The sequence below is a fragment of the Microcystis sp. MC19 genome (assembly GCF_003019735.1).
Classification (GTDB): domain Bacteria; phylum Cyanobacteriota; class Cyanobacteriia; order Cyanobacteriales; family Microcystaceae; genus Microcystis.
Genome location: NZ_CP020664.1, coordinates 1,966,333 through 1,983,200 on the forward strand (window position 1 = coordinate 1,966,333; position 16,868 = coordinate 1,983,200).

The 16,868-nt window shown below is 41.9% G+C and carries 16 protein-coding genes and 1 pseudogene; 9 read left to right on the forward strand and 8 right to left on the reverse strand.

The window, feature by feature from the left end; translation table 11 throughout:
• The first annotated feature begins 14 nt into the window (after window positions 1–14).
• Window positions 15–749 carry a GvpL/GvpF family gas vesicle protein gene (locus B5D77_RS10000; protein WP_008204891.1) on the forward strand — a complete coding sequence of 245 codons (735 nt, stop codon included), beginning with the start codon at window positions 15–17 and terminating at the stop codon, window positions 747–749.
• A gap of 14 nt (window positions 750–763) precedes the next feature.
• Window positions 764–1,024, forward strand: a complete 261-nt coding sequence (locus B5D77_RS10005) for a gas vesicle protein GvpG (protein WP_008204889.1) — start codon at window positions 764–766, stop codon at window positions 1,022–1,024.
• A 127-nt stretch (window positions 1,025–1,151) separates the two neighbouring features.
• On the opposite strand, the gene B5D77_RS10010 is transcribed toward B5D77_RS10005, so the two are convergent.
• Window positions 1,152–1,484, reverse strand: coding sequence for a gas vesicle protein (locus B5D77_RS10010; protein ID WP_106908759.1), 333 nt, complete (start codon window positions 1,482–1,484; stop codon window positions 1,152–1,154).
• Window positions 1,485–1,576: 92 nt separating this feature from the next.
• Here B5D77_RS10010 and B5D77_RS10015 point away from each other — a divergent pair, with 92 nt between their 5' ends.
• The 3 genes from B5D77_RS10015 to B5D77_RS10025 all read left to right on the forward strand — a co-directional run bounded on the left by B5D77_RS10015 (window position 1,577) and on the right by B5D77_RS10025 (window position 6,101).
• Window positions 1,577–2,260: a GvpL/GvpF family gas vesicle protein gene (locus tag B5D77_RS10015; RefSeq protein ID WP_008204885.1), complete on the forward strand. Its 684-nt coding sequence runs from the start codon at window positions 1,577–1,579 to the stop codon at window positions 2,258–2,260.
• 12 nt (window positions 2,261–2,272) lie between these two features.
• On the forward strand, window positions 2,273–4,174 hold the full coding sequence (locus B5D77_RS10020) for an ArsA family ATPase (protein WP_008204882.1): 1,902 nt from the start codon (window positions 2,273–2,275) through the stop codon (window positions 4,172–4,174).
• An 82-nt stretch (window positions 4,175–4,256) separates the two neighbouring features.
• On the forward strand, window positions 4,257–6,101 hold the full coding sequence (locus B5D77_RS10025; protein WP_008204880.1) for an AAA family ATPase: 1,845 nt from the start codon (window positions 4,257–4,259) through the stop codon (window positions 6,099–6,101).
• A 126-nt stretch (window positions 6,102–6,227) separates the two neighbouring features.
• Here the strand turns inward: B5D77_RS10025 and B5D77_RS10030 are convergent, their stop codons facing one another.
• On the reverse strand, window positions 6,228–7,802 hold the full coding sequence (locus tag B5D77_RS10030) for a B12-binding domain-containing radical SAM protein (RefSeq protein WP_008204878.1): 1,575 nt from the start codon (window positions 7,800–7,802) through the stop codon (window positions 6,228–6,230).
• An 887-nt stretch (window positions 7,803–8,689) separates the two neighbouring features.
• Here B5D77_RS10030 and B5D77_RS10035 point away from each other — a divergent pair.
• A complete protein-coding gene (locus B5D77_RS10035; protein WP_008204874.1) occupies window positions 8,690–9,790 on the forward strand; it encodes an alkene reductase in 1,101 nt (366 codons plus the stop codon).
• A gap of 40 nt (window positions 9,791–9,830) precedes the next feature.
• Window positions 9,831–10,013: pseudogene (locus B5D77_RS28050) on the forward strand (DUF2887 domain-containing protein); the annotation flags it as partial.
• Here the strand turns inward: B5D77_RS28050 and grrA are convergent.
• From grrA to B5D77_RS10070, 6 genes are all read right to left on the reverse strand, one after another.
• Window positions 9,976–10,350 carry a GrrA/OscA1 family cyclophane-containing rSAM-modified RiPP gene (gene grrA / locus B5D77_RS10045; RefSeq protein WP_008204872.1) on the reverse strand — a complete coding sequence of 125 codons (375 nt, stop codon included), beginning with the start codon at window positions 10,348–10,350 and terminating at the stop codon, window positions 9,976–9,978. The pseudogene B5D77_RS28050 and the gene grrA overlap by 38 nt on opposite strands.
• 14 nt (window positions 10,351–10,364) lie before the next feature.
• On the reverse strand, window positions 10,365–11,264 hold the full coding sequence (grrP, locus tag B5D77_RS10050; RefSeq protein WP_008204870.1) for an extracellular substrate binding-like orphan protein GrrP: 900 nt from the start codon (window positions 11,262–11,264) through the stop codon (window positions 10,365–10,367).
• A gap of 88 nt (window positions 11,265–11,352) precedes the next feature.
• Entirely contained in the window at window positions 11,353–12,522 is a 1,170-nt protein-coding gene (locus B5D77_RS10055) for a PQQ-dependent sugar dehydrogenase (RefSeq protein ID WP_106909988.1), read from the reverse strand.
• Between the two features lie 73 nt (window positions 12,523–12,595).
• A complete protein-coding gene (locus B5D77_RS10060; RefSeq protein ID WP_106908760.1) occupies window positions 12,596–13,555 on the reverse strand; it encodes a NodZ family protein in 960 nt (319 codons plus the stop codon).
• 95 nt (window positions 13,556–13,650) lie between these two features.
• Window positions 13,651–13,938, reverse strand: coding sequence for a hypothetical protein (locus B5D77_RS10065; RefSeq protein ID WP_008204865.1), 288 nt, complete (start codon window positions 13,936–13,938; stop codon window positions 13,651–13,653).
• Window positions 13,939–14,265: 327 nt separating this feature from the next.
• Window positions 14,266–15,333 carry a type I restriction endonuclease gene (locus tag B5D77_RS10070; protein WP_106908761.1) on the reverse strand — a complete coding sequence of 356 codons (1,068 nt, stop codon included), beginning with the start codon at window positions 15,331–15,333 and terminating at the stop codon, window positions 14,266–14,268.
• 199 nt (window positions 15,334–15,532) lie between these two features.
• Between B5D77_RS10070 and B5D77_RS10075 the strand changes: the two genes are divergently transcribed.
• Window positions 15,533–15,982, forward strand: a complete 450-nt coding sequence (locus tag B5D77_RS10075) for a DUF29 domain-containing protein (protein ID WP_008204861.1) — start codon at window positions 15,533–15,535, stop codon at window positions 15,980–15,982.
• A gap of 12 nt (window positions 15,983–15,994) precedes the next feature.
• Window positions 15,995–16,744 (forward strand): amino acid ABC transporter ATP-binding protein, encoded by a 750-nt coding sequence (locus tag B5D77_RS10080; RefSeq protein WP_002784428.1) that lies wholly within the window; start codon window positions 15,995–15,997, stop codon window positions 16,742–16,744.
• The last annotated feature ends 124 nt before the right edge of the window (window positions 16,745–16,868 follow it).

The following is a 16,868-nucleotide window of genomic DNA, read 5'->3' on the forward strand; positions in this document are numbered from 1 at the left end:
TTGGGAGAATACTGATGACAGTGGGTCTTTATTTATATGGAATATTTCCCGAACCTGTTCCTGACGGACTGGTTTTGCAGGGTATTGATAATGAGCCAGTTCACAGTGAGATGATTGATGGTTTTAGTTTTCTCTACTCCGCTGCTCATAAAGAGAAGTATTTGGCATCCCGTCGCTATTTAATTTGCCATGAAAAAGTATTAGAAACTGTCATGGAAGCAGGGTTTACAACGTTGTTGCCCCTGCGGTTTGGCTTAGTTATCAAAACCTGGGAATCCGTCACCGAACAACTAATTACTCCCTATAAAACCCAACTGAAAGAATTATTTGCTAAACTGTCAGGACAACGAGAGGTTAGCATTAAGATTTTTTGGGATAATCAGTGGGAATTACAAGCGGCTTTGGAGTCTAATCCTAAGTTAAAACAAGAACGGGATGCGATGATGGGGAAAAACTTAAATATGGAAGAAATTATCCATATAGGTCAACTCATTGAAGCCACTGTATTGCAACGGAAACAAGACATTATTCAAGTCTTTAGAGAGCAATTAAATCATCGCGCCCAAGAGGTGATTGAAAGCGATCCAATGACGGATGACATGATTTACAATGCAGCTTATTTAATTCCCTGGGAGCAAGAGCCGGAATTTAGCCAAAACGTTGAAGCGATCGATCAGCAATTTGGTGATCGCCTAAGAATTCGCTATAACAATTTAACCGCACCCTATACCTTTGCCCAACTTGTCTAAGGAGATTATCAGTTATGTTTCTCGATCTTTTACTTCTTCCTGTTACCGGTCCTATTGGGGGTCTGATCTGGATTGGGGAAAAAATTCAAGAGCGTGCAGATATAGAATATGATGAGGCGGAAAATTTGCACAAATTATTATTATCCTTACAACTATCTTACGATATGGGCAATATTTCTGAGGAAGAGTTTGAAATTCGGGAAGAAGAACTGTTATTAAAAATTCAAGCCTTAGAAGAAGAGGCAGCAGCAGACCAATCTGAATCTTCTCTCTAAACTGGCAATCTTTCCCACCCTACAAGTCAGGAACAAAATCACAAGTTGTAGCAGCACTTAGTAAGGGCGGCTTTGACAGGCTCAAGAACTCGTTGAACCTCGGTCAGAACTAGCCCTTGATCAAGACTTAATATTCTAGGTAAAAAGCTTGGAAATTACTAGAATTATTAGAGGATTGAGCAACAGTTTTGGGGGAATCAGGTTTTTTAGCTACACTAGGAGGATTGACTGTACGCATATTTTGAATACTTTGTTCTGTGATCTCAATTTGATCTGTCACAAACGTCAGACGACTTTTTAACTGCTTAATCTGCCGCTCCATCATTTCTAATTTTTCTTGGATACGTTGTTTTTCAGTAATTAACTTATAAAGCTCAAGTTGCTGATCTGCTTCAGATTGCTTCCGAGGCATAGTGCTAATTTTAGATCTAATTGGTCTGGGTGGACGAGTGGTTGTCATAACAATCCCTGAATAACTTAGAGTATTCTAGCATATCAACGGCCCAATATAAAAATTCGTAAAAAATCGTAAATTTTCTTTCGATCAACCTTATGAAATTGTACAATCTATATACTTACGCTTTTTTGAAAACCCCAATAGAAAGCCTAAAATTACCCGTTGGAATGGCTAACCCGTTGTTACTGATAACCGGCGGAGACCTCTCGGCCGTAGTCGAACCTGAAGTTAGTTTAGACACTTTACAAAATGATGATGAACGCTTGATTCAATCGGTTTTATGTCATGATCGAGTCATCTGTGAATTATTTCAACAAACCACTATTTTACCCTTACGTTTTGGCACATCTTTTTTAGAGACAGAAAATTTACTGACTCATCTTTGTTCCCATGCCCAAGAATATCAAGAAAAAATTGAAGAACTTGAGGGAAAAGGAGAATATCTTTTAAAATGTATTCCCCGTAAGCTAGAGGAGCCTGTACTCTCTTCTGAAAGCAGGGGCAGACAATATTTTTTAGCCAAAAAACAGCTTTATGAAGCCCAACAAGATTTTTATACTTTGCAAGGTTCAGAATGGCAAATTATCGTGGATTTAGTGAGCCAAAGCTATCCGTCAACGAGGATTATTAATGCTCCAGGGACAGAATCACGAATTTATCTTTTAGTTGATTTTCAAGAAGAACCTTTACTAATCGAGCAAGTCTTGCATTGGCAGAAAGCCTGCCCCCGTTGGGAATTACAATTAGGACAAGTTTCTCCCCCCTATCACTTTACTTAACTTGATTTCTCTATGACTAACTTTAACTTGGTAAATAACTCTCTAAGTTGCTATGACACTCGACATTTAGTTATGTTTAGTGGCAAAGGAGGAGTGGGAAAAACCACCCTTTCCTGTGGATTTGCTCGCCGTTGGGCTAAATTATTTCCCGAGGAACAAATCCTATTAATCTCAACCGATCCTGCTCATTCTTTAGGGGATGTATTGCAAACAGAAGTTAGCGATGAGGCATTACCTGTAAAAGACTTACCTAACTTAAAAGTTAGGGCATTAGATGCGGAAAAATTGCTCTTAGAATTTAAAGAAAAATACGGAAAATTTTTAGAAACTTTAGTAGAACGGGGCAGTTTTGTTGAAGGAGAAGATTTAACTCCTGTTTGGGATTTAGACTGGCCAGGTTTAGATGAAATTATGGGTCTATTAGAAATTCAGCGATTACTTATTGACAATGTTGTAGATCGAATTGTTGTTGATATGGCTCCCTCTGGTCATACCTTAAATTTATTGGAAATTAAAGACTTTTTAGAGATTATTCTCAATTCTTTAGAGTTGTTTCAAGAAAAACATCGTGTTATTTCGCAAACTTTTTCAAAAACCTACAATGCCGATGATGTGGATGACTTTTTAGTCAAAACACAAGCAGAATTAACCGAAGGCAAACGAATCCTACAAGATCTGGATTTTACCCTTTGTTTAATTGTGGCAATTGCCGAACCGATGAGTTTATTAGAAACCGAACGATTACTCAATAGTTTGCATCACTTAAATATTCCCTGCGGCAGATTATTTATTAATCGCATTCTAACGGATCCTAATCAAAATTTAGATCGCTACAGTGAGCAACAGCAACTCCTCGATAAATTCCTAAAAATTCCAGGTCAAGAGACAATTTTCACCCTGCCCCAACAGGCAAAAGAACCCCTAGGAGGTGAAGCATTAGATCAGATCATGAGTCAAATTGAAATTATCGAAAAAGTAGAATTTATGGCCCCGCCTCCTATTCAATGGCCGCAAAAAATTCTGCCGAGTTTTAGTGATTTTATTGACGACAAACGCCAACTCATTATCATTGGTGGCAAGGGAGGGGTGGGAAAAACCACCGTTGCCGCAGCTATTGGTTGGGCGTTAGCTAATCGTCATCCCGAGCAAAAAATTAGAATTATTTCTATTGATCCTGCTCATTCTTTGGGAGATGCCTTTGGGACAAAGTTAGGACATCAATCCACACAATTAACTGCTAATTTAAGTGGTCAAGAAGTTGATGCTAATATCATTTTAGAAAAATTTCGGGATGATTATTTATGGGAACTGGCAGAAATGATTAGTGGTGAAGGTAAGGAAGAAGGGAACATCAAACTAGCTTATACTCCAGAAGCTTGGCGACAAATTGTCGCTCAATCTCTGCCAGGAATTGATGAAATGTTGTCCCTAGTAAAAGTAATGGAGTTATTAGACCAGAAACAACAAGATTTGATTATTTTAGATACGGCTCCTACCGGTCATCTCCTGCGATTTTTGGAAATGCCAACGGCTTTAGGAGATTGGTTAAGTTGGATTTTTAAGCTTTGGATGAAGTATCAAGATGTCTTAGGGCGTGTAGATTTAATGGGACGATTGCGAATCTTAAGACAACAGGTGATGTCTGCCCAGAAAAAACTCAAAGACCCCCAACATACAGAATTTATTGGAGTTTTGCAAGCCCAAGATGCCATCGTTGCCGAACAACTGCGATTGACAGCATCTTTGCAAAAAAAGGGAGTCTATCAACGTTACGTCGTGCAGAATCGTTATCATGCTAATGAGGAAATTGATCGGGATTTATTCCCAGATCAAACTTTGATCCGCTTACCCAGTTTACCTCGGTCTGTAGAACCGCTAGCCCGGGTCAAAGCCGCGGCAGATCTGTTATTTTAAAGGTAATTAGTCTTTAAAGTCGGACTTCTTAACCCCATCTATCACCCAGTCCCCATCCTTCACTTGACTCAGGAGAAATTTTATGGTAGAACTATTCAAAGGCTTTGAGCAATTAGTCGAACTGGCTAAAACCTTAGAGGAAAAACTGGAAAAAGGGGAAATTAAAACCGAAGTGCAGTTTAACTCTCGTTCCTTGAGTAACATCCCCCGTGCTGGCGGTATTCCCCGTTCAGGGGGAGTTTCTCGCCCGAGCAATTCTGGTGGGGATGATTTTGAGGTGAATCGCAATCGCGATACCCCCACCGATTCAGGGGTTGAAGACAGTGTGACACCACCCGAAGGACCGACCACGGCTTCCCTGAAAGATGTTGGTGGCTTGACGGAAGTGATTAAAGAACTCAAGGAACTAATTGCCATTCCTCTGAAACGCCCCGACTTATTGGCCAAGTTAGGACTTGAACCCACTCGCGGCGTTCTCTTAGTCGGCCCCCCTGGAACCGGTAAAACCCTGACTGCCCGTGCTTTGGCCGAAGAACTCGGTGTTAACTATATTGCCTTAGTCGGACCAGAGGTGATCAGCAAATATTATGGGGAGGCTGAGCAAAAACTGCGGGGAATTTTTGAGAAAGCCAGTAAGAATGCGCCTTGTATCGTTTTTATTGACGAAATTGATAGCATGGCACCCGACCGCAGTAAAGTTGAAGGGGAAGTCGAAAAAAGACTGGTGGCCCAATTGCTCGGTTTAATGGATGGCTTTGCCCAAAGCCAGGGGGTGATTGTTCTAGCGGCGACAAACCGTCCCGACCATCTTGACCCCGCCCTCCGTCGCCCCGGACGGTTTGACCGAGAAGTCCTCTTTCGGGTGCCTGACCGCAAGGGCCGTTTAGAAATCCTGCAAATTCTCACCCGTTCCATGCCCCTAGATGAATCAGTTTCCTTAGATCTGATTGCCGATAATGCGGTGGGATTTGTCGGGTCAGATTTAAAAGCCGTTTGCCAGAAAGCGGCCTATAGTGCTTTGCGGCGCCAGGTTCCTACGATTGACTCGCGAATTCCAGAAACAATGACGGTAGTCCAAGCCGACTTTTTGCAAGCCCTTAAAGAAGTTAAACCGGCGGTATTGCGCTCTGTGGAGGTGGAATCTCCCCATGTGGCCTGGGACAATATTGGCGGACTTGAACAGATTAAACAAACCCTACAGGAGTCTGTGGAAGGGGCATTACTCCATCCGCAATTATATACGCAAACCAAAGCCCAAGCTCCCAAAGGTATTTTACTTTGGGGTCCCCCTGGAACGGGAAAAACCTTATTGGCCAAAGCGGTTGCATCTCAGGCGCGAGCTAATTTTATTAGTATTAATGGACCTGAGCTTTTGAGTAAATGGGTGGGGGCCAGTGAACAGGCGGTGCGTGAGTTGTTTGCCAAAGCTCGTCAGGCAGCCCCTTGTGTGGTTTTTATTGATGAAATTGATACTTTAGCGCCGGCAAGAGGTCGTTATAGTGGGGATTCGGGAGTGAGTGACCGGGTTGTGGGACAAATCCTCACGGAGTTAGATGGGTTGCAAACGGGGGCAACGATTTTAGTGATTGGAGCCACTAATCGCCCAGATGCCTTAGATCCAGCCTTATTGCGAGCGGGACGTTTGGATTTACAGTTAAAAGTTGATTTACCGAATGCCTCTAGTCGTTTAGCAATTCTGGGGGTCCATAATGATGAACGTCCTTTAGAGGATGTGGATTTAGGCCATTGGGCCGAGGCAACCGAAGGCTGGAATGGCGCAGATTTAGCGTTATTATGTAACCAAGCGGCACTGATGGCAATTCGTCGTTATCGTCATCAGGGAATGACTGACCCAACTGAGATTCGCATTACAACGGCTGATTTTAATCATGCTTACCAACTGTTGATTGAACAGCGTGCCAATTGATTTTTTTTCCCCCTTACTTTAAGTAAGGGGGGAGAATCTCAACTCAGGAAAACCATCCTAAAAAGGAAAATTTGCCAAAATCTCTGCGATCAAATGAGCCACCACCCATATTGGTATAAGTTTAGTTTATGCCGCTATCGGTGGATTTAAAGGGCCAGCTTCTGTCATCCTTGCTTTCTGTTGCTTCAAATCGGCTAGTTGTTTTAGCAATTGTTCTCTTACTTCATAGCGATAGGCAAAAAAATGCTCACCTATCCCTAGGGTCGCTAGATACTCTTCTAGCAGACGGGGCTTGACCCAAGCAATCACCGCCAGTTGCCACCAGAAACGGAACCGCGTCGGTCGGACAATCCCCTGCCGCCAGAGCAAGGAACGGAACAATTGCCACTGTTGCCAATCTAATTTACGGTTCGATTTGCCGCGCCATCCCCCCATCATCATGAAATGGTTGAAGGTTCGTTTCAGGTAGTTAACAGGCTCGTAGATTTCCCAGAAAGCATCGATGTATTCTTCGGTAATCTCTTCCACCGGGCGAGTTGGCTCAAAGTTCATCATCGCTCCCTGATGGAAAGTACCCATGCCATCCACCAGACGACCTTCCCGTTGCAGGCGATTCCACAGGGCAGTATTTTGCAGTGCCTGGAGCAGGCTAAACTGCCCCTGGGGAATACTCGCCTCCATAATAAAATCTTTGATCCGCTGCCCTGCGCCAGATTTCTCATTGTCAAAACCGATAATGAAGCCAGACATAATCTGCAGCCCCATGCGGGTAATTTTGTGACAGGATTCGATCAGGGATTGGCGGGTGTTTTGAACCTTGTTAATGCCCATTAAGCTATCGGTATCTGGTGTCTCAATCCCCATAAACACCAGCACAAAGCCGGCCTTGACCATTAACTCAATCAGTTCGCTGTCTTCGGCCAGATTAAGGGAAGCTTCCGTAATCAGTTTAAAGGGATACTGGTGTTGTTCCATCCAGGGGATCAACTCCCGCAGAAACACCTTGGCATTCCGCTTATTGCCAATGAAGTTGTCATCGACAACAAAAATGTAGCGCCTCCAGCCCAGTTGGTATAACGTCTCCAACTCAGCCAACATTTGTTCTGGGGTTTTGGTGCGAGGTTTGCGGCCATAGAGGTTGATGATGTCACAAAATTCGCATTGAAAGGGGCAACCGCGAGAAAACTGCACGGTAATCGCCAGATAGGCATCCAGATCTAGTAGATCATAGCGGGCGATCGGTGTCATGGTGACATCGGGTTTCTCACTGGCTCTAAAGACACCACTCGGTTCACCCCGCTCCAGGGCCGCCAGGAACAGCGGGATTGTCAGTTCTCCTTCATCCAGAATCAGGTAATCTGCTCCAGCTTTTTGGGCAACTTCTGGATAGGAGGTGGGGTAAGGCCCGCCCACAGCCACTTTTTTACCCAACTGCAACCCTTTGGCAATCAATTCTTGAAAGTCCTTTTTCTGAATGATCATGGCGGAGATGATGACCAAATCGCACCACTCCCAATCGGAAGCCGTTTCTAATCGGACATTGCGATCAACAAACCGGATTTCCCAATCCGATGGCAATAGGGCTGCCACCGTAATCAAACCCAGGGGCGGATTGGTTGATCTTAAACCGGCTAGATCTAAAGTCTCTTGATAGGACCAAAAGGAGTTGGGCATCAGCGGCCACAGTAATAGGGCTTTCATTCAGGTGTCTCCAATGAAGAAGCTAGATGCTTTACATACTAGCCACAAAGCCCAAGTCGATCAAGACTTTTTTTTTACTCATAAATTAGTTCTAAATAAATTGTGAAAAAATAGCTATTTTTTGGAGATTAGCACAATTGAATGCACGATGCTTGCTAAAAACCCGTGTTTTACCATTTTTATCAACGCAATGTAGAGGCTGTTTGCCTCTTTTGGGTATTTTTGGGTAGGTTTGCTAAAAAATCCTGATTCTGACAAACCCTCTTAAAATTCGCAAGCTCCGAATAGTAGAGGTTTCAGTCCCTAGTCAGTCTGTTTTATCGGTAAAACACGAGTTACTAGACATCTCGACCATGACTATTTATGGTCAGGTAAACATAAGCGTAGTTAGACAATTTTATACCGACATGGACAAAAAATTTTCTCCTATTAATTTTCGTCTTTATGACAAGCGGCAGGGAAAAACCAAGAAGGATGACTTGAGAGAAATGGTCAAGGAGGTGATGGAATGGGGGTAGTTCCCTCATACATAATTTGGGATAGATCGATCTGTAGTATTATTTGGCCGATTGGATAGTTTAGGTTCCTATCTCTTGAGATTTAAGCAATATTTATGATCCCAAAATTACCAAGAAATTTATCATAAATCAACTATAAAAAATATAGTTTATGTCTCTTTAATTTTCGACAATAAATAAATTAAATAACTGGTAATTATAGTCAAATTTATGACCAAAATCAATTATATTCAGCTATTTGTCCGATTAATTCTCCTCCCTTAGGAGAGGGACAATCTCGCAGATAGACAGTCAATCATCTTCGGGTGCGATTGTCTGGTTTTAACTAATTGCGGTAAAATTAACCTAAATTCTCTATCGGCAAATTCGATGACTGCCTTCACTACTTCCCTAGCTCTTTTAAGTCAATTTAAATTGGGAGATTTAAACTTAGAAAATCGTCTTGTGCTTGCTCCCATGACGCGAGCGCGAGCCGGAGAAAAACGTCTGGCCAATGAGATAATGGCCGAGTATTACCGGCAAAGGGCCAGCGCGGGATTAATGATTACGGAAGCGACGGTAATTTCTCCCCAAGCTAACGGTTGGCAAAATACCCCCGGTATCTACACCGATGAACAAGCGCAAGCATGGCAAATGGTGACAAAAATCGCCCAAAGAAAAGGAACACCACTTTTTTGTCAATTGTGGCACTGTGGTCGCGCTTCTCATCCTAGTTTTCAGGAAAATCGGGCTTTACCCGTTGCCCCTTCCGCAATTAGGATTAAGGGGGAGTCGTACACACCCATAGGTAAACAGCCCTACGAGACCCCTAGAGCCTTAGAAACCGAGGAAATCCCCACAATTGTCGCCGATTACCGCCAAGCCGCTCAGAGGGCAAAATTAGCGGGGTTTGATGGCATAGAAATCCATGGGGCTAATGGTTATTTAATCGATACTTTTCTACAATCGGCCACTAATCAGCGTCAGGATAAATACGGTGGCAGTTTAGAAAATCGCTATCGTTTTTTACAGGAAGTAGTCGAGGCAATTTTAACTGTTTTTCCCAGTCATCGGGTGGGGGTGCGTCTGTCTCCCAATGGGGTTTATAATGACATGGGTTCCGAGGATTTTCGAGAAACTTTTCTCTATGTTGCCCAAAGATTAAATGAGTACAATTTAGCTTATTTGCATCTGCTAGATGGCTTGGCTTTTGGTTTTCATGAAAAGGGTCAACCGATGCTTTTATCCGAGTTTCGGGCTGTTTTTAATAGTGCTTTAATCGGCAATTGTGGTTATACAAAAGAAACTGCTGAAGCCGCTATTAAGTTAGGAGATGCGGATTTAATTGCTTTCGGTCGCCCCTATATCAGTAATCCCGATTTGGTGGAAAGATTCGCCAATAATTGGCCCCTTAATCCCGATGCTGAGATGAAAGATTGGTATTCTTTTGACAAGGAAGGTTATATCGATTTTCCCAGTTATAAACCCTAGTTAGATATGTGCAATCAATTGTGTCTAGCTACTTATCCATAATAACTACCGCTTTGACTCAGTGGAAGTCAAACAACTTCCCTTTCGCCTTGATGGAGTCTTTCAGCCTCAAAATAATAACCCGAGATTTCATCGTCAAACCAGGGTGGGGACGAGGATAAAGTTATCCCCTCACCCAACCTTACTTACCAACGATTTAAGAAACCGCCACCATTACCCCAGCGCGGTCGGGAATTAAAGAAACCACCACCGTCAGACCAACCATTGCGCCAAGGCCGCGCATTAACGAAACTACCACCGCGACCATCTACCCAACCACCGGCACGACTATTCCCCCAACCGCGATTGCCACCATCTCCCCAGCCTAAAGCTTGTAAACTAGGGTCGGCAGTACCTTCTGGCAGTTGGTTAACTCGTTCGCGTACAGCGCTAGATAGACGACTTAAACGCGCTTCAATGGGATTAGCCTCCTCTGAGGCAGCCTGGGCAGTGCTAGTCAGACCGAAGGCAGATAAAGCGAGAAGAAAGCCGACTAAACCGGTTTTATTGCTGATATTCACCTGAATTTCTGCTCCTATTTGGCTTCTTGGGGATTAATTTGGGCGTGTTCGATAACTTTGAAGGCAAAAAACCCCTTTAATAATTCTGGGGGGATGGGAACCATGCCTTGACTACCGAACCAGCGATCGATTTGACTAACGGTGGCCGTATCATTGGTGATGTAATCCTGCATCATTTTAACAATGGCATAGTTGACATCATCCAAAAAAGTAGAGTTATTTTCAGGAACCATGCAAGCAATGCCAAAATTAGCTAGAGCTTCTTCGGGGACGATTTCGTAAGCTTGAGGGTTATCTCTGAGGATTGTTCCCGCTAAAGAAATGCTATCCCCCGCTATTGCGTCAATTTTACCAGTTTTTAAAGCTTCGATCGCTTCTTCTACGGTGCTGTAGGTAGTAACAATTGTTGCCTGCGGTTGTACTAATTTAATCACATCCACGGCCGCAGAAGTGGGAACCAAGGCGATCCGTTTACCGATTAGGGATTGAGGAGTGGAGAGATTGCTACCCTTTTTGGCTAAAATCCTAATCCCAGAAATGCTGTAACTGATGGAAAAATCGACCACTTTCGCCCTTTCCCAAGTAAAAGCCGTACTACAGGCGATATCGATGTCCCCGCTACGAATGAGATTAATTTTCTCTCCGGGTTGGTTCGCTTCCACCATTTGCAGGGTGACGGGACGACCGAGACGAGTTTGCAATCGTTTTCTAATTCGTTCCAACACATCCATAGAATAGCCGACTAATTCCCCCTTATCATTGATGTAGGAGTAGGGAATCGCATCAAAACGGGTTCCTACGGTCAAAAATCCCGTGCGAGCCACTTTTTCCACCACTGTTTCCGCTAAACTTGCACTGGCGAGGAACATAGGTAATATGCAACCCAGTCCCACTAACTGTAAAATTTTCTTCATAAATCGAGTGCTTGCTCCCGTACAAACATAACTATACTAGAAGTCGCTAAAAAATCTTCAAGGTTTCCATAATAATTTCTGTGAACTTTTACAAATTAGATGGCGGTTCAAGGCGAATTAATTGGCCGTTACCTTCATCGGTGAGCAGGTATAAAAATCCATCAGGACCTTGACGCACATCCCGCACCCTCTGACCGATGGGAATCGCTTCTTGATTGATAATTTCACCGGATTTATTCACTGACAGACGGCGAATATCCCTGGAAACTAAACCACCGGCGAATAAATTTCCCTGCCAATCAGGAAAACGATTACTGGTATAAAAGACCAATCCCGAAGGAGCGATCGCAGGTGTCCAAATTGTTTTCGGATCGATCATACCGGGGCGAGATTTTTCGCGGGAAACCGGGGTATTAGTGCCGTACTCTTGACTAGCAGAAACCACTGGCCAACCATAATTTTTACCTTTTTCAATTAAATTTAATTCATCCCCTCCTTTCGCTCCGTGTTCTGTTGCCCAGACTCTTCTAGTCATCGGATCAAAGCTGATTCCTTGAATATTCCGATGGCCATAACTCCAAATTTTAGAACCCGCAAAAGGATTATCTTTCGGTATAGAACCATCGTCATTGATGCGGATAATTTTACCTAAATGACTTTGCCGATTTTGGGACTGTTTTCTAATTAAATCCCCCGCTAATTGTAGGGGAGGATTGCCCCCGTCCCCAATCGCTACCAATAAAGTGCCATCCGGTAGCCATAATAACCGCGAACCGAAGTGTTGAGAGCCAGTTTTTGCCTGGGAAACTTCAAAAATAACCCGCACATCTCGCAAACTTGCACCATCATAAACCGCACGAGCGACGCGGGTACGATTAGCCTCCTGGTCTCCGTGGGCATAAGTTAGATAAATCCAGCGATTTTGGGCAAATTGGGGATGAATTGCCACATCGAGCAATCCTCCTTGTCCGACGGCAAAAACTTCGGGAACTCCAGCGATGGCTTTTGGTTCTAATTTGCCCTCTCTAACCACTCTTAAACGACCGGGACGCTCTGTGATGAGGATTTCCCGGTTAGGTAGCCAAACCATCGACCAGGGATGCTCTAAACCCTCGATTACGGTCACTTTTTGCCATTGATTTCTCTGGGAATTATTCGCCGAAGTTAATACATTTGCACCTTGACAACTGGAGATAATTATGGTAATTAAAACGCTAGATACTAAAGGCGAGAAAAGGCGATTGAAAGAATTAAGCATTAGTTGGTAACTCCCCAAGTTTGCCATGGCATAGACATCATTAAGGTTGGTTCGGGTTAATTGCTCGTACAAACTATTTTGCAATACCTCTAATTTTCGCTTTGACTTTTTCAATGAATGAAGAAGAATTAACATCGTGGAGATGTTGTTTACTGGCTTTACTTAGGATTGATGCCACTAAACCAAAGGAGGACTGTGAAGAAAAAATCAAATCATTACAACTGGCTAACAAATACATATCCATTAATGCTTCTATGCCATTTTGAACGCGATCAGGACATTGATCCCAGTTCTGGTGCATTCTTTCTCCCGATGGTGGAAACCATTTTGGTGTGGTGATAATATTTGGGAACTCCTCTTGAAATTTTTCAACAACTTCTTGAGAATCTGTCGCCAAGAAAATGCTGTTAAATTTATTGTTTTTGTTGATTTTTTTAGTATTAGTAATTAGCTTATCTAAAGGAATCTTCATGTCTGTATATCTAACATGAACGCCTAGGGTATTCACTCCAAAGTAAGATGATCGGAAATCTTCGATAGACTGAACAATTTCAGGTTTCAGGCTTAGATGAGAGTTTAATACCTGTTTGATAATAGTACGATCATCCATTTTTGCCAAGTAATCGAACTTCCCATGAAAGAGTTGTCTCATCTGGTTGATTTTATGAGTATAGGCACAGAAAACCAGAATCTCACTCTCATAATTTGTTCTAGATAATTCAACCGACATAGATTGATCCGAAATCCTTAAATCTTTTCTTAGTCCACCAAAAGATTGATCTAACTTATCAATCCATATCTCAGGATAGACAGACTTGGTATCAGGTATAGATTCTACTGAAACGGTCTTTGGACAGTTAAAAAATAGAGGGAAGGAGTTGATATCGTCATGACAATAAGTATTATCCCGCCAATCAATAACTAACTGGCGATTACTAATTTCACTATAGATTATTGCACCACAGGCGGCCAGAATTCGGTTTCCCATGCCAGAGGAACCTTTACAAATCAGAAATTTTCTAGAGCTATTCATATTTTCTATTAAGTATCTACTAAACTATAAACCTAGGCGACGGCGAGCTCTTTTCAAACTAAAGGGGGAGTGAGCCATAAATAGCTTCACAAATTCTAGGCGACGCAGATAGAATCTGTTGGGTTAAACCCTTTAAAACGGATCTTCTCGACTTTGTGTGATAATTTTTGCTTATGTAAGGTTAAATGCTTACTGGGCAATACTTTTAGGACTATTTTGTGGAAGAAACTATCAGTATAAACCTCGTTTCCACACAGAAACCAGAAGATACTTAAAACTTCCTTGAGTAGGTCGGAACGAGTAAAAACTGTTAAAATAACTGGCGGCAAAGAACTAGGTAAAGGCACCTCATCAAGAGACATTGGTAAACTTGTTAAATTCATAGACTACCGCAAAACAAAAATTTTAACATCTGCACAAATCATGCCCAATATGGTAACACCTTAATTTGACTGTGTCAAGCTTGATCACACTTAGATAACTCCCAGCTAGAATTTTTTGACCTTAACTGGAGAGAAAACTTTTATTATAATGTTCTATCTCCTGTCTCCTTTTCATGACCACTTACTTAACCGTAACTTTCTATCCCTAGATAAAATTTTGCATAGTTAGCGATTACTAAAAATTATATCATTGAAAACCCCTATCGGTCATTAAAGGGATAAGGAATAATTATTTTAGATACTTTATGTTTTTTCTCACCTGCTTCTCTAAGTATCTTGAGTCAGATAGCGGATGCGAGATTTCAGAAATTCAGCGACTCCATAAATTTCATCAAGACTGTCTATATTCGTGGTTGCTTTTTTACCAGTTTCGACGTTATCGGGAATACTGATTGATTTCTTGCCAGTTTTTTTGAACCACAGACGACAGACTGTTTTGGTTACTTTTCCATCTAAGTTGATACCAAAATAACTTCTAGTATCTTTAAATTGAATGCGTGCGGTATTGATTTCTTCCCGTAGAATTGATTTAATAATGTAAAATACTTCCAGTTTTTCGGGATTAATTCCAGGTTCCTCTGGTTCTTCTGGTGGAGGATCTTCTGCTGGTATATCAGGAGGATTTTGTCCAGTTTTTTTGATGATATCATTGATATACTCTTTGAGAGAACGCTTAATAATTTCTGTGAATTTTTCAACAACTAATGCAGTTCTCACTCCAGAATACACATGACTAACAAAAAACTTAACAAATTCGGGGGAAGGATCATTTAATTGCTGGGCAATCACTTTTTTAACTTCTTTGGTGTACAATAAATTGCGAGCAGCCTCTTTTATTTTGCCAGAATTGAAGTCAGATGTGCTAGTGCTAGATTTAGAAAAACGTTTTAATTCGTTAACAGAAGAGTCGTCAAAGTCGAGAATGTTAAACTCAAAAAATGGCTTATTGTCCATGATATTATCCTTGACGATATCCGTATAAAACCGATAGATAATCCCATTAGTTAAAACTCCAAAGTTAGCTCCAGTTGCATTAAAATATCGATGCAGTTGGGAACTATGTTTAGGATGCTCAAGATTTTGATGACAGCTTTTACATTCCATCAAAATAATCGGTTGATTGTCCAAACAAATAGCATAATCTACTTTTTCTCCTTTTAATCCAGTTAAATCGGCACTATATTCGGGGTGAACTTCCATGGGATTGAACACATCGTAACCCCATGCTTGCAAAAAAGGCATAATAAAAGCTGTTTTGGTTGCCTGTTCGTTTTGGATTTGAGAACGAGAGGTTTCAACTTTTTGAGCAATTTCTTTGAGTTTATCGATTTCCATGATAGCCTCATTATCTAGGATGTGTGGGTTCTCAGCCTAACCATAATTTAACCTTTTTTTTACATCAGGGTCAAGCATTTTTTACTGTCATCATCATTGATTCACAAATATTTACACTAATCCAGTGCCATCCGGATATTTTGTGCTATCATTTCTAGGAACGGGTTATTTTTCTTATGTCGCCATTTGATCAAAGATAATGCTTGCTTTAGAACAGCTTTATGAACGGGAGTATGATCGCTGGTTAAGCGAGACGATCGAGTTATTAAAAAATCGTCAGTTCGATCGGGTAGATTACGAACATTTAATCGAGGAGTTGGCAGCTTTGGGACGAAGCGAAAAAACTGCTGTTAAAAGTTTAAGTTTACAAATAATAATCCATCTCCTAATTTATCAATTTTGGACAACAGAAAAAGAAAGAAATAGTAATCATTGGGCGGCAGAGATTATCCCTGTTCGAGTACAATTAGAAGATAAGCTCACCACCAATTTAAGCAAATTTCTAGAACTAGAGTTAGAGAATATCTATGAAAATGCCCGCTTAATTGCCGAAAAAAAGACAGGATTAAAAAATTTACCGATAATTTGTCCCTACTCTCTGACACAAATTCTTGAGAAACAGTGGTTTCCCGATACAGATAATCAATAAACTCTCAAAAATATGGACTCTCACAACAGTGAACCGATTATAATTGCCGAAGCTGTGGAAAAATGGTATGATAACCGCTTTCATGCTTTGCGGGGAGTCAATCTCACTGTGAATAAACAGGAAGTGGTCGTGATTATGGGTCCGTCTGGTTCGGGAAAATCCACCTTTATCCGCACTTTTAACGGGTTAGAATCCTATCAAAAAGGCCGCATTATTATTGACGGAATAACTGTGTCCCACAACCTCAAAAATATCGAGGCAATCCGTCAGGAAGTTGGCATGGTTTTTCAACAATTTAACCTATTTCCCCATCTGACGGTATTAGATAATGTCACCCTCGGTCCGATGTGGGTGCGCGGTTGGAAAAAAGCGCAAGCGGAGGAAATAGCGAGAAAACTCCTCGAAAAAGTTGGTATTCTCGAACAAGCGCTTAAATATCCCCCTCAGTTATCGGGAGGACAACAGCAGCGGGTGGCGATCGTTCGCGCTTTGGCCATGCAGCCGAAGGTGATGTTATTCGATGAACCCACCTCAGCTTTAGACCCAGAAATGGTGCGAGAAGTCTTGGAAACAATGCAAAGTTTAGCCAAATCGGGGATGACCATGGTTTGTGTCACCCACGAGGTAGGATTTGCGCGAGAAGTGGCCGATCGAGTGGTATTTATGGATCAGGGTTTAATTTTGGAAATTGCCCCCCCAGCAGAATTTTTTAATAATCCTCAATCCGATCGAACTCAGCAATTTTTAGCAAAAATTCTTTGATTTTCCATGACTTGCTCTGCAAAATTAAGTTATCGAGGAGCTATTGAATCAAAATATCGGCTCTTTTGGATTTGGTGGGTAAAATGTATTCTAAGATACAGTCCTGCTGGCGAGGGAGTGGAAG